Here is a 13,738-nt window from a genome sequence, read left to right as displayed (position 1 = left end):
AAATGCTTTACGATTCTGCACCATGATCATAAATTAAGCCGTCAAATCTTGACGGCTTATCTGTTTTTTGATCTGAAATTATATCTTACATTCCATCTCCGCAAAGATCCATCGGAATCAGGCACATATAACTTGTTGGGCCGCAAAAATCCTGAGGACATTTATCTCTGCATGTGGTAGGCTGTCCGGTGGGCAGGATACATGTTACAAAAGCTCCTCCCTGGATTGTTTTTAAACCGGTTCTTGATACTTTTTTCAAATTTTTCATGGTCGTTTTAATTTTGTAAAACTAATGTAAATAAATTATTTCATTTTACGGTGATAAAATCGTGTTATTTTGAATTATAGAATGAAACTATATTATCTCTGAATGTTTCTGTTTTCGTTGCTGTATAATTGAATTCCGGCGCTTTTGTTCCGTTTTTAAGGATGAGATTTTCATTTTTTATCACTATTGCTTCATCCCAGAGACCTGCATTAATAAATTCCTGCAGCGTAAAACGGCCGCCCTCGATAATAACTGATTGTATCTGTTCTTTATACAATGCCACCATGAGTTCAGCCAGAAAATCGGCCTTGTTGATTTTAATGAATTGAATATGTCCTTCAGAACCTTCTTTCACAGAATTTAAAACCAATGTTCTTGCTTCATTGTTATAAATATTGAAGCTGGCAGGAACTTTTAAATCAAAATCAATTAAAATCCGGACAGGGTTTACTCCTTCTGCATTTCTTACGGTAAGACTTGGATTGTCATTGAATGCAGTTTGAGTTCCTACTAAAATGGCATGCTCGTCAGCTCTTAACTGATGAACAAACTGATTCACTAACGAGTTTGAAACAGCAGTCGGTTTAAAATCTTTATCAAGAAAACCATCACCGGATTCTGCCCATTTTAAAACGATATAGGGTCTTTTCTTTTCATGATAAGTGAAAAACCTTTTGTTCAGTTCAATGCATTCTTTTTCCAGCACTCCTGATACAGCTTCAATTCCAGCATCCTGAATGATTTTTTTTCCTTTGCCGTTCACTTTGTCATGAGAATCCATAGCACCAATCACCACTTTTTTAAAGCCCAGCTCTTTAATCTTTAAAGCACAAGGCGGTGTTTTACCATAATGGGCGCACGGTTCGAGAGATACATAGATCGTTGATTCCGGGATCAGATCTTTATTTTTAACGGAATTGATGGCATTGATTTCTGCGTGGTTTTCTCCCGCCTTATGATGATATCCTTCACCTATAATTTCCCCATTGTGCACTATAACACTTCCTACAAGAGGATTGGGATAGGTGTTGCCGAGAGCTTTTTGAGCCAGTTCGATACATCTTTTAATATAAAATTCGTCGTTGTTCATGTTTTATAAAAAGAAAAAGCGAAGACAAATTGCTTTGCTCCGCCTTTATTAATTTTGTTATGTATTATTCTCCGCTGATAATGCTGTGGAGATTTTGTTTTAATGTTTCAAGATGAGCCTTTTTCTCATCAATCGTGTTGTAAGTATCTTTCAACAGAGGGTTTTCTCTCGACGGTTTGTTGAAGAAAGAAAGGTTGTTTTCCAGTTTAACGATTTCTGCCTCAAGGTCAGAGATTTGATTTTTGATCTTTCTTGCTTTGTCGGTAAGCTGGTTTTCAGATAGACCTTCTTCTTTCAGTTCAAGCTCATTGATCTTGTTTATTTTCAATTTCTCTCTTAATGTTTTGTTGAATTCAGAGTTGATTGAAATTTTGTCTCTCGGAACTTTTCCGATGTTATTCCATGAAGTCTTGATCTGCTCAATTCTTTCGATGCTTCCTTCTTCGTTGGAAACTTCCTTCAATTCATCAAGAAGTGCTTTTTTGTTTTTATAGTTTTCCTTCCAGTTGTCGGTAGAAGTATTGCTCTTCTCTCTGTAATTGTTGAAGAATGCATTACAGGCGTCACGGAATTCATCCCATATTTTATTGGTCATGCTCTTTGGAACGTGGCCGATTTTTTTCCAGTCTTCCTGAAGTTTTTTGAATAACGGAACGGCGATATCCCATTCCTCATTATTCATATTGTCCTGTGCAGTCTGGATCAGTTTTAATTTTTCTTCAAGATTCGCCTGTTGAGAACCTTTCAACGATTTGTAGTAATTATTTTTCGTTGTATTAAAGCCTCTTAGTGTCGTTTTGAAGTCGTTCCAGTTTTGGTTGGAAAGTTTTCTTGGAACACTTCCTGTTTTTAAGAATTCAGAACGCAGATCTTCCACTCTTTTAATGGCATTCTGCCAGTAGTTGTGGTTGGGCGTTTCCGAAGGTTCAGACAGTTTCTTGATTTCAGCGATGATCTCATTTTTCTTTTCAAGGTTCACAGCCTGCTCTTTTTCAATGGATGCGGAAAGTTCAGACTTTCTTTCGTGAATTTTGTTGGAAATTTCTTTGAATTCCTCCCATGTTTTTTCACGGAATTCTTCAGCAACAGGTTCTGCTTCTTCTTTCCAAAGTTTATGAAGATATTGAAGCTCGTTTAACGCTTTCTGAATTACAGGCTCATTCTCAAGTTCTTTAGCACGGGCAATGATATGCTCTCTCTTTTCCAGATTGTGGCTGTATTCCTGTTCCAGAAATTCTTTATTCAGATCCAGCATCTGATAAAACTGATTCAGATGGTGGAAATAATTATTGTTAAGAATTTTGAATTCAGATTTGGCAACTTGTCCGGCTTTTGACCAGTCTTCTTTAATCTCGCGAATAGATTTGAAAAGATTGATTCCCGGTTCTGAGCTTGTGTATAGATTTTTAAGTCTTTCGATAATACTTTGGCGGTGGTCCAGATTCTTCTTTTGTTCTTCTTCCTGTCCTTTCTGGAAGTCATCATGTTTTTCCTTGAAGATATTAACCAATGCAGAATACTTTGCCTGAGATGGATGTTCATAGCTGAAATTTTCAGCAGGATTTCCGGCTTCTACATATTCATGCTTTTTATCTTCCACTTCATCATGGATGTAATGACTTGCTTTTTCCTTCAGCTGATTGAATCTTTTGAAATTTTCACCGGCGTTGGGAGTGTTGATGATTTTTTCCATTTCCTTTAAAGCATCGGCAAGGGAAATTTCTTCTTCATGTTCATCCAGGTGTTCTGTATCATCGTCATGGTGGTTTGCATCATGAGAAACCGTGTTTTCTGATGTGTCCTGAGATACTTCGTTAGGATTTTTCTTTTCTTCGTTTTCAGAAAGATTGTTTTCTGTAGTCATAGCAAATCTTTTATGTGAGTGGCGTTAATATCTTTTAAATATAGCTTTAAGGCCAATTAAAGTACTAATTTATGTTATTTTTTTTGAAAATTCCAAATTTCCCAGGCTTTTTCTGCTTGCTGTTCAAGCATATAATAGCCATTCACGGTTTTTGCTCCTTTTTCAGAGGCATTGATGATGAATTGGGTGTAGTTGGGATTGTAAATCAGGTCGATAACCAAATGATCTGAAGAAAGCCCGTCAAAAGGAAAATTAAGACAGTCTTTCACATTCGGGAAAGTACCTACCGGCGTACACTGAATGATAATTTTATGGTCGGCAACAGTTTCCTGATCAAGATTTTCAAAATTGATTTCCGTACTTCTGGAAATGGTGACTGAAGGAATACTGTGTTTATCCAAGGCATATTTTACGGCTTTTGCAGCTCCTCCGTTTCCTAAAATCAAAGCTTTATCCTGTGAAGGTTTTCTGTGCAAAAGAAGCGTTTTTTCAAAACCGAATGCATCTGTATTATAGCCTGTTTTCTTACCATCCTGAATAAGAACGCAGTTTACGGCACCTATTTTCTCCGCTTCATCACTTAATTCATCCAGATAATCAATTATTTTTTCTTTGTAAGGAATCGTTACATTGAAACCTAACAGGTCCGGAGACGCAAAAAGTTTTTCTACTTCATTAATTTCGTTCAGATCAAAAATATCGTAGGAGAAGTTCTTCAGCATGAGCTTTTGGAACTTGTTTTCGAAGAATTTTTTAGAAAAAGAATAGGAAATGTTTCGTCCTATCAATCCTAATTTTTTATTGGAATCCATCTATCAAAAGTAAAAAAAAGACCGGATAAATCCAGTCTTTTAATTTGAAATATTTTTTAATAATTAATCTACGATAAATTTAGTAGAGAAATTTTCTGTTTTCAGAATGTAAGTTCCTTTAAGCAAACCTTTAAGGTTGATCTTATTTGAATGTCTGAAAGGATTGGCAATCGTTTCAATTAATTTTCCGGAAAGATCATAGATATCAGCTTTTGAAATTTTGCTAAGGTTTTCTCCTTTTACAAATAATTCATTATTTCTTACCGGGTTAGGGTAGATGGTAATAGCTGACTTGTCTTTTAGGTTTTCAGCAGTAGCTAGCGTAGTTCCGAAACATGTCCAGCTCAGATCATCCAGAGCTACTCTGTTGGAAGTAGAGGAATTTGTCAGTTTAATCACCGCATTTCCGCTCACATTTATATTATTAATGGTAGTTGTAGTAACAACATTACTGTAAGGAATGGTTCCTACATTGACGTCGTTTACAAGAACATTGAAGTATCCTGCACTTCCGGAGAACTTCAATTGAGTTGTTAAAGTTAAGCTTTGAACTCCACCTGAAAATGAAGAACTTGTTAAAATACCATTTCTAATGGTGATCGCTTTATTATTGATGGTTTGATCAACTCTTGCATCTGTTGCAGTCCAGGAAATTCCGTTGTTGGTCCAGGTTGCTGTCAGATAAGTATTGGCAGCACCGCTGATCATTTCAAAATTTTCAGTTCCACAGCTTCCTCCTCCGGCAGGTACATCCAGAGTTGTTTCTGTAGCAGTTGTACTTTGTGGGGAAGAGTTTGAGAAAGCATCTTTAGCAATGATGTAGAATGTATACTGAGTCAATGGTGATAATCCTGAAACAATAGTAGATGTTGTTGTTCCTGAAACAGTAGCTTTTAATGTTCCGTTGGCGTAAATCTGGTAAGACGTTACTCCCACATTATCTGTTGCAGCTGTCCAGCTTAAAGCAATAGAGTTTGAAGTCGGATTGCTGGCAACGAGGTTGGTTGCTGCTGTAGGTGCCTGGCTGTCAATAACCGGAGCTCCCCAGATCTGGGTAACATATTCAGGGTGATCAATGAAAGGGTTTCTGTTTCCCTGGTAAGTATAAGAAGCATTGTTTCTGGCAATTTCTTCAGCAGACACAGGGTCCATTGCATTCCACGCTAAATACTGATTAAGTGCCCAGGGCTGTAATCCCGGAAATGCGGTGTTGCCAAGCATGTCACCAGTAGTGAAATTAGGAAGTTTATCCTCATATCTTGTTACGAAATAAAGAATCATTCTCGCAATGTCTCCTTTGAAAGCATCAATGGGTTCAAATACAGTGCCTGCATATCCTGCTGATACAGAATTTCCTAATTTTGATCCGTTTTTCGAAGTAAAAGAAGGGGTTCCTACAATTCCGAAAGGGTAGTTGGATCTCATTCCGTTCACTTTTCCATCGGTAGCTCGGATAAAATGAATATCAGCAACCATAGGAGATGCACTGTTGAATAGACTCTGAGGAATTACGTGCTCTCTGTTGTAACAGTCACCTTCATTAGAATATCCGGTAGATCCGCATTGACTGGTCCCCAGGGTGAAATTGTATTGATCTGGTCCATTTGGATTTTCAGAATAAATATCCAGAATAGTTCCATCATTTTCATAGAAATAATCGCGGTCTGTGGTAGCATAACCTGTCCATAGGCCACCATAACCATTGTCTACATGTCCATTAGTGATAATGGTTTTAAGAGCTGTTTTAAGAGCTGCACCTGTTAAGGTCGGCGATTGGTTATAATATCCTGCCGGAGCCTGTGCCAAAGCGCTTATAAATGTCACGCTTAAAAGAAAAAAAGATAAAATTTGTTTCATTTTTTAAAATTGGGGCGTAAAGGTACGAAAAAATGAAACCGAAGTATATTAATTGTATGTAATATATAAACTTGAAATATTAGTTTTTAGTAATATATTCTTTACTGATTTTTGAAAAGAACCATGAAATAGTGATTCCAAATAAAGAAGCCGTAAGGGCTACAATAAGATAGTTCTTTCCTACAATTTTTACCGGGAATGGCAGAACTTCATTGGCTCTGAAGAATTCTGTATATAGCTGGAAATAGCAAAGAGCTGTTCCAAAAATTAATCCGGTAATTACTCCGGAAATAACAATCAGAAGTCCGGTGTAGAAATAGGTCATTCTTAAATGGCTTAAAGGGAAGCCGAGTGATATCAATGATTTTGCCTGCTCTTTTTTATCAAGCTGAAGGATGATAATTGCTCCGGCAAGATTAAAGGTCGTAATAAAGATCACCAATGCAAAGATCAGGTAAATAAAAAGCTTTTCAGTGTTAATCATTTTCCAGAAAGCTGCATTCTCTTCTTCCTTGGTTTTGATCTCAATATTTTTTCCGAGTGAAGAAAGCAGACTTTGTTTTACTATATCTGCATTTTCCGGATTTTTCAATTTAATAACAATCTGGTAAGCCGAATTTTTAGGAAGACTAAGTAATTCTTCCGTAAGCTCAATAGGAGAAACGATATAATTGTCCAGCTGGTCTTTTCCGGGGAAAACACCCGTTACCAGAATATCTCTTTTATTATAGATGTCTTCTTCCTTGGTGATAATCCCTGTTCCCGGTTTGGGCATGAAGACTGTTGCATAATGATTGGAAGAATCTACCGGAATTGATAGTCTGTTATCCAGACTGTTCTCCATCAATACCTCATTCGAGTATCTGAAACTTGGATACGTTCCGTAGAATACTTCTTTATTGATAGGATTTACCTTCACATAGGCAGAATCTACACCTCTTAAGTAAGCAATATCGCCCTTTCCGTTGAAGCTGATGTATACTTTTTCTTCAATAACACGGGAGAAACTGCTGATTTCTTTATTGCTGGTGAGAATTTTTGTGACATTATCCAGATTTTTAATTGTTTTTCCGGAAGTGCTTTTTAAAGTAAGATCAGCATGAAGATTGGAAATAAGGTCTTTATTCAGGTCCTCAAGTCCTGAAAATACCGAAATAATGACGAACATTGCAGCCACAGCAACCGTCATGGCACCCACGGCCAGCCACGTAATGAACGTAACGGCAGTACTTCCTTTTTTAGCCAAAAGGTATCTGGATGCTATGTAAAATGCAATATTCTTCAAGATCTATAAAACAGGATTGTCGCCTTCGCCTCTTAATTCTCTTTCCAGTCTTTCAACATCATCAAGAGCGGTATCCAGGTAAAAGTTAAGTTGTGGAATAATACGCACCTGCTTTGCCATTTTCTGGCCAATGAAATTTCTGTATTGAGGTTTGTTTTCTTCAATCTCCTTCATCACAGCGGTACGGAACTCCTGTGGAAAAATGCTTAAATAAATTTTGGCAATTCCTAAGTCGGCAGTTACTTTTACATCTGAAACAGATACCAATATGCTCTGTTTGCTTTCTGCAGCCTGTTTGCGGAAAAGCTCCGCGAAGTCTTCCTGAATGATCTGTGCTACTTTTCTTTGTCTGTTACTTTCCATAATTTCTGCAAATTTAGTACTTTTGTTTGAATTGATACTTTGAAATTCAACTGTAGTATCAAATTTACGATTTAATTATATTGATTACTATTTATGAAGCTAGAACATATTGGTATTGCAGTAAAGTCTTTAGGCGTTTCTGATGAACTTTTTACAAAACTATTAGGAAAAGAATCCTATAAAAAAGAAACGGTGGAAAGAGAAGGTGTGGTAACTTCTTTTTACGAAACAGGAGAAAGTAAAATTGAACTTCTGGAAGCCAGTAATCCTGAAAGTCCGATCTCTAAATTTATTGATAAAAAAGGAGAGGGCATCCATCATCTCGCATTTGGGGTTGAAAATATCCTAGAGGAAGTAAAAAGATTAAAAAAAGAAGGATTTCAGTTTATCTCCGAAGAACCGAAAGAAGGTGCTGATAACAAATTAGTTGTATTCCTTCATCCGAAGTCTACCAACGGCGTACTGGTAGAACTTTGCCAAGAAAAGCAATAAAAAATTTTGTAGTGAAAGAAATTTTACTATTTTTGCAAACACAAAATTTAACCAAGTTTTGAGGTCCTATAGCTCAGTTGGTTAGAGCACCTGACTCATAATCAGGTGGTCCCTGGTTCGAGCCCAGGTGGGACCACAGAAAATCAACCGCTTACATCATGTAGGCGGTTTTTTATTTTTCATAAATTCAAATTTATTTTTTCAGAGAATGGGTTCTGTTTGTTTTATAAAGACGGAATAAGTGATCATAAACCACCATCTCAAATAATCTTTGATGGGAAATAAACAATCGGTTAATATGCATATGAAAAATACTTTTGAAGAAATCTTTTGGTTTTATTTTTAATACATTGTCATTTTCTAATTTTGAAAGTTCTTCAGGCTTTAATGCAATTTCAGTGATATTACTTTTTATTAAATTTCTGATTTCTTCATATTCCTCAGAGGTAATAAATTCAAAGTAATGAGGATAAAACTCATTATACTTTTTCTTTAACTGATTATTTAAGTTCTTATCTGCATTGAATTCTGATTTGAAAGCATTTTCAGAACGCTTTGCAAACTCTATTTTCTCTTCAGGAGATAGGTTGAATGCTGATAAAATTTGATCTATATAAAATAAAGAAGTAATGATCTTTTCTTCATCACTGTATTCCAGAAAGTTTAAAATCAATTGACTGCTTTTAAAAAAGAGGTCTTCCGCGTATTCTATCGTGTTTTCACCGTAACGTTCAAGTTCTCTTGAGTAGGTATCCATAATGATAGAAGCGACTTCTCCCGATTCCAGATAATCCTTAAATAAGGAATTGATCATTCCCAGGATCATACTACAGGCAGTTATATTTTTAAGGTTTAATCTTATTCTCAGGTGGGGTTTAGGATCGTTATATCGTATAAAAAACCATTGATCAATAAGGTTTTGAATTTGTAATTGTTCAACTAATGGTTTTATAACTTCCTGTAAAATAGTATCTGAAGTTTTGATCCCGGTGTAAACTTTAAAATAAAGCCATTCACTTCCCGGATGAAATTTTCTGGTTATCATCTTATTTATAGATCTTTATAAAGAGAGAAAACGAATTGATGAATATAATCTGACTGATCATTATACAGGAACTCCTCAATAAAAATTAGTTTCTCATTTTTTACGGATGATAAAAACATTTGAATTAAATCGTAATTTTTCAGGTTGACCGCCAGTGTATTATCTCCTTTTACCCACTGTATCCATTGTGGAATTTGTTTTAATTTTCTCCACTCTTCAATATTTTGAAACAGAAGATCTTTTTTACCAGATTGAAGAATGGAATCAAAATAATGAATTTGTTCAGGATCAATTTTCCACTGTGCTTTAGACAAAATGATATTTTGATATTCAATTCTTGGAAGGAAGTCATAAATTTGGGATAATCCCCCCCAGCTAAATGATAAATAAGGTTTTACATTCTGATTATTATAATCGCATAAAAAATGGTAGACAGGTAAAGAGTTGTTTAAATAATTATGGGCATTCGTAAGATGAGGAATAATTTCTTTATTGTGCTTCTTTGACCTTAGAAATAACTGGCTATTCTTTATGGACAGGTACAAGTCTTCCACAAAAATTTGATTGTCTTTTTCTAATGCAGAGCCCGCCAGATAAGGAATTTCATACTCTCTTATAGAAGGTCTTCTGATCACATTTCCAATTCTGGATTCGGGTAAGTGTACAATTTCTGCTAAAATTTTGTCCGGATTAAGTTCCTGTTCTTTTTCAGCAATGGCTTTCACCAAATCTTTTATAGATGATTTTTCTGAACAGAATCTGCCCAATAATTTTCCGGCATTTCCACCGGCAGATTTTAAAAATAATTTTTCCTGCTGATTTTCTGAAATGATTTCAGCCATAACGGACAATGTATCTGGCAGTTGATTCCACTGTTCCTCAAAACCATTAAAATCATCATCAGTTAAATGTATTACATGATCTTTATTCCAATAAACTTTTTGTAATTTCCTATTGAGAATAATTTGTACCGGATTAAGATTTACCCGAATTTCTTTTTTCTGATTAGAATAGGGCAGGATTAAATCTTCAATATAAGGATGAACCCCTTTGGCCATAATATCTTGTAAATAGCCAATTCCTATTTCCGGATCTAAAGCATACGATAATGGAACTTCTTCGTTTTCAAATCTTTCATAAAAGGCTTTTTTGAATTTTTCTAAAGCAGATTCTTTGTAAGGAACAGCAATTTTATTCAGAAAAGAGATTCCTTTCTTCAGTTCTTTTTTCCATTGATAGGATAAATTTGTTTCATCTTCAAAATAAAGATCTGTCTGAAAAAGATATTTCTTTTCATATTGTACATTCAGCTTTTTGATGAGTTCCTCAATTTCAGAATATACTTCTGCCGTATTTCCAAAATGTAAATCAAGTTCACTGATCTTGTTTTTAATAGCCACTAAAATATCTTTTTCCTGATATCTGCCAATTTTGTTTAGCATGTAGATTAATCGTTCCAGAAAATCTCCTCCCGAAACTGTAGGATTAATTTCACTTATCAAAACCTGATTTCCGATAAGCTCATCAATAAATTCCCGGGCTTCTTCAAAAGATATATCTTCATGAACGAGAAAGGTGGCAAGCTGGTCAATTGTTTTACCGGTTTCTGAAAATTGTAGTATAAGTTCCAACTCTTTGGAAAATGGAGCGGAAGAAATGATGTAATCTCTTTTTCCTCCTGTATTTTCATATTCTACAAAGCGAATTTTATTTCCAACCTTATGAATACTGTTGTTAGGAAAAAAAGAGATACTATTTTTAATGGCCGGAATTAAAAGAATCTGCTCTGATAGTGCCACTAAAAAATGCATATCCAGCTTTGTATCTCTTACTTTTGTAGGCTCTGAGAATATCGGAAATAGAGTCTCTTTTTCAAATTTTCCTGTACTTACTCCTGAAAATAAACCAAATGGGGTACAGCGGGTACTTGAGCGGTTATAATATTTTAATAATGAAATCTTTGTTTTTTCATTTGGCAAATTAGACGTTGTATGTTCACGATCCGTCAATTTCTTTATCTCATCATATAAGGAAAGAGAAGCTAAATAAATGGCTTCTCTAAAAATTGTATGGTTGCAATATTTTTCTAAAGATCCCTTGGTGATGTTTTCACCAGAGAAATGATCCTGAAATTCTTTGTAGGAAAAAATTGGCGATCTGACAACAAATGTGTCAAAAAACTGAAATGGAAAACGTGGCATTAATTAAGTGAAATAGGAATTTCTATAAAACTGTTATTGTAAAATTTTATTTCCACAGGAACGGAAGCATCCTTGATGGTTTCTTCACTCACATCTTTTCCGGTTCCATAGTTGATCTGCATAAGTGGATTTTTTATAACTCCCAGCACCAAGACAAGTGTACTGCCTATTTCTATTTTTTTGCTTACAAATTCATTATTGACAGCAGCTATATCCGTTTCTTTATTTTCACGCAGCAATTTTCTTTTCTCTGAGCTTTTAGCATAGCTTGCTCTTCCATAATAGGTGGATAACAGAAAATATTTACCTTCTTTGGTCTTTTCATAAAGTTTCATATATACATCAACATCTTTTTTATTAACAGATAATTTCAGATTACCCACAAAATTTCCTGTAAATTCTACCGGTTTTTCAAATGGCTGTGATGAAAATACAACAGCGTCTGGACTGTAAATTTTACTATCGAGCACATTATCTTTTTGCTTAAAAAGCTCATCTGCATTGGTACGGTCTTTTAAATCTACCGTAAGTGGTGTGAAGTCTTTATCTTTATCTTTATCTTTTGCTAGAGAAAGCTGATGTTGGTTTGTGATATAGAATTTTAATTTATTTTTATCAAAATCATCAATGCCGGAGGTACTTTTCCATTCATTGGTTCCCATTACCTGATAATTAATTTTATCTTTTAAGAAAGCTGGTTTTAATTTACCCTTCAGAATATAATCAAACCATTCCATTGTCATATTTCCGAGATCAATATTGGCTGCAGAATCAATAGCATACCCTTTTAAATTACTTTTAATATAACCTTGAGCTCCTGAATGATCATACGGGCCGATAATGACATAATGGTCGGCGTTTTTGTTATATTTAGAGTGGTTTCTTAAATAATATAATGCTCCCAGCTGATCAGAGTCATAATATCCTGTAATGGTTAAAACCGGGATGTTGATATTAGAATATTCCTTTTTATAAGGAATCATTTTCTGCCAATAGCTGTCAAATGCCGGATGTTTTAACCAGCGCTGAAATATGATATTTTTTTTACCGGCAATAGAATCTAACTTGTTAAATGCCTCACCACCTTCATACCATTTTTTAAAAACAGAATTCCAATGATCTTCATCTTTAAAACCTGCATCAAGCATTTTATTGTTGGTAACATAATTAATCCAACGAAGCGAATAGGATGAAAAGATGTTATTATTCATGGGGAAATCTACAACGCCAATTCCTACAGAGGCCTGTGGAATAATAGTTTTTAGAGCAGGATGAATATTTTTAGCGGCCCCCCATTGGCTGAATCCCAGATAACTGCCTCCGATCATTCCTACTTTGCCATTGCTCCATGGCTGTTTTATCACCCAGTCTATAACCTTATTTATATCTTCCTGCTCATGCTCAAAAGGTTCTATGGCAGCGTTGCTCGTATATTTTCCTCTGGGATAAATGTAAACAGAATGATAACCAGAGCTTGCATGTACTTTTTGATCATTGACATCTTCCGGATCGGGATAGATGGAATTGACCAGGATGGTGGCTTCCGGATTAGTTATTTTTTTATTTAAAACAACTCTTATACTTATATTATTATTGATTAATAAACTGTCTTTTACTTCAAAGTTTCTGGAGTCGAGTTCTTTTAAATAATTTTTAGCGATATCAAATGTAGGTCCTGTTATATATGAGTTATAACTTCTGCATAGCTGTAAAGCTTTTTTCAGATCTACGCTGTCTTTGTTCTCAAAATCATTTTTAAGAGTAGCCAGAATTTCCTTTTTTGTTTTCTCGGTATCACCATTGAAATAGCGGGGAAGTATGACCTGTGTTTTTATAGGAAGACTTTCATATTTTTTCAGAAATTCTTCTTTATATTTTTCCTGAAAATTTTTGTATGAATTTTTATTTTTTTGAGCATTTATGTAAATTTCATACTGTGTTCCCATAGCGTATGAAATAATAGGATTACTTTTTCTGTAAACACTGCGTACTGAATCTAGCTGACTTAAAGCAGTATCATAGTTTTGTGCTGCCATACTTACTCTGAAAAGATTATCATACTTTACCGCCTTGTCTTTTTCTTTATAATTCTGTTGTATTTCAGAATTTAAATAAGAAATTAAAGGCTGCAGTTTTTCAATATTGTAGTCATTAAAATGTTTAATACTTATTTTCTGAGAAAAAGAAATATTGAATGTAAGGAAAAATGATAGGGCTAACAGGTACTTCATAAAAATAAAAAATCAGTAATTTTTCTCAAAATTACTGATAAAATGTTAAAATTGTCATTAATTTTTTACTGTCACATCCAGAGTATCTAATGTTTTGTCTAAGACCGTATCATTACCATCATTCAAAAGCATTTGATCACCTCCTCCGGAGCTAATCCCTCCTTTTATTTTAGACATTTGAACTTTGTTTAGGGATAATCTTTTTTCTGTTTTTTTAATTTTTTTCACTG

At 34.8% G+C, this 13,738-nt stretch carries 12 protein-coding genes and 1 tRNA gene; 2 read left to right on the top strand and 11 right to left on the bottom strand.

Annotated features, from left to right (window positions below; all coding sequences use genetic code 11):
• Positions 1-85: 85 nt before the first annotated feature.
• From AC5YGI_RS12235 to rbfA, 7 genes are all read right to left on the bottom strand, one after another.
• Positions 86-268, bottom strand: coding sequence for a bacteriocin-like protein (locus AC5YGI_RS12235; protein WP_330745272.1), 183 nt, complete (start codon positions 266-268; stop codon positions 86-88).
• 64 nt (positions 269-332) lie between these two features.
• On the bottom strand, positions 333-1,358 hold the full coding sequence (gene ribD, locus AC5YGI_RS12230) for a bifunctional diaminohydroxyphosphoribosylaminopyrimidine deaminase/5-amino-6-(5-phosphoribosylamino)uracil reductase RibD (protein WP_496168490.1): 1,026 nt from the start codon (positions 1,356-1,358) through the stop codon (positions 333-335).
• A 64-nt stretch (positions 1,359-1,422) separates the two neighbouring features.
• A complete protein-coding gene (locus tag AC5YGI_RS12225; RefSeq protein WP_330745274.1) occupies positions 1,423-3,222 on the bottom strand; it encodes a DUF349 domain-containing protein in 1,800 nt (599 codons plus the stop codon).
• A gap of 74 nt (positions 3,223-3,296) precedes the next feature.
• On the bottom strand, positions 3,297-4,034 hold the full coding sequence (locus AC5YGI_RS12220; protein WP_330745275.1) for a shikimate dehydrogenase family protein: 738 nt from the start codon (positions 4,032-4,034) through the stop codon (positions 3,297-3,299).
• Positions 4,035-4,097: 63 nt separating this feature from the next.
• Positions 4,098-5,891, bottom strand: coding sequence for an endonuclease (locus tag AC5YGI_RS12215; RefSeq protein WP_496168487.1), 1,794 nt, complete (start codon positions 5,889-5,891; stop codon positions 4,098-4,100).
• A gap of 79 nt (positions 5,892-5,970) precedes the next feature.
• The gene (locus AC5YGI_RS12210) at positions 5,971-7,176 is read right to left on the bottom strand and encodes an ABC transporter permease (RefSeq protein WP_496168485.1); all 1,206 of its coding nucleotides are present in this window, start codon (positions 7,174-7,176) and stop codon (positions 5,971-5,973) included.
• 3 nt (positions 7,177-7,179) lie between these two features.
• Positions 7,180-7,539, bottom strand: a complete 360-nt coding sequence (rbfA, locus tag AC5YGI_RS12205) for a 30S ribosome-binding factor RbfA (protein WP_002983518.1) — start codon at positions 7,537-7,539, stop codon at positions 7,180-7,182.
• 93 nt (positions 7,540-7,632) lie between these two features.
• On the opposite strand from rbfA, the gene mce reads away from it, so the two are divergent.
• Both mce and AC5YGI_RS12195 read left to right on the top strand, forming a co-directional pair.
• The gene (gene mce / locus AC5YGI_RS12200) at positions 7,633-8,031 is read left to right on the top strand and encodes a methylmalonyl-CoA epimerase (protein WP_137905486.1); all 399 of its coding nucleotides are present in this window, start codon (positions 7,633-7,635) and stop codon (positions 8,029-8,031) included.
• Between the two features lie 62 nt (positions 8,032-8,093).
• Positions 8,094-8,167, top strand: a tRNA-Ile gene (locus AC5YGI_RS12195).
• A gap of 57 nt (positions 8,168-8,224) precedes the next feature.
• On the opposite strand, the gene AC5YGI_RS12190 is transcribed toward AC5YGI_RS12195, so the two are convergent.
• The 4 genes from AC5YGI_RS12190 to AC5YGI_RS12175 are packed head-to-tail and all read right to left on the bottom strand — an operon-like array spanning position 8,225 to position 13,736.
• Entirely contained in the window at positions 8,225-9,076 is an 852-nt protein-coding gene (locus AC5YGI_RS12190; protein ID WP_496168482.1) for a thiopeptide-type bacteriocin biosynthesis protein, read from the bottom strand.
• A 5-nt stretch (positions 9,077-9,081) separates the two neighbouring features.
• Positions 9,082-11,277: a lantibiotic dehydratase family protein gene (locus AC5YGI_RS12185; protein ID WP_496168480.1), complete on the bottom strand. Its 2,196-nt coding sequence runs from the start codon at positions 11,275-11,277 to the stop codon at positions 9,082-9,084.
• A complete protein-coding gene (locus AC5YGI_RS12180) occupies positions 11,277-13,508 on the bottom strand; it encodes a CocE/NonD family hydrolase (RefSeq protein ID WP_496168478.1) in 2,232 nt (743 codons plus the stop codon). The genes AC5YGI_RS12185 and AC5YGI_RS12180 overlap by 1 nt, the downstream gene beginning before the upstream one ends.
• 57 nt (positions 13,509-13,565) lie before the next feature.
• The gene (locus AC5YGI_RS12175) at positions 13,566-13,736 is read right to left on the bottom strand and encodes a hypothetical protein (RefSeq protein WP_164720342.1); all 171 of its coding nucleotides are present in this window, start codon (positions 13,734-13,736) and stop codon (positions 13,566-13,568) included.
• Positions 13,737-13,738 lie beyond the last annotated feature (2 nt).

The sequence above is a fragment of the Chryseobacterium sp. CS3K3.1 genome (assembly GCF_059515165.1).
This window is presented reverse-complemented; position numbering and strand designations above follow the sequence as displayed.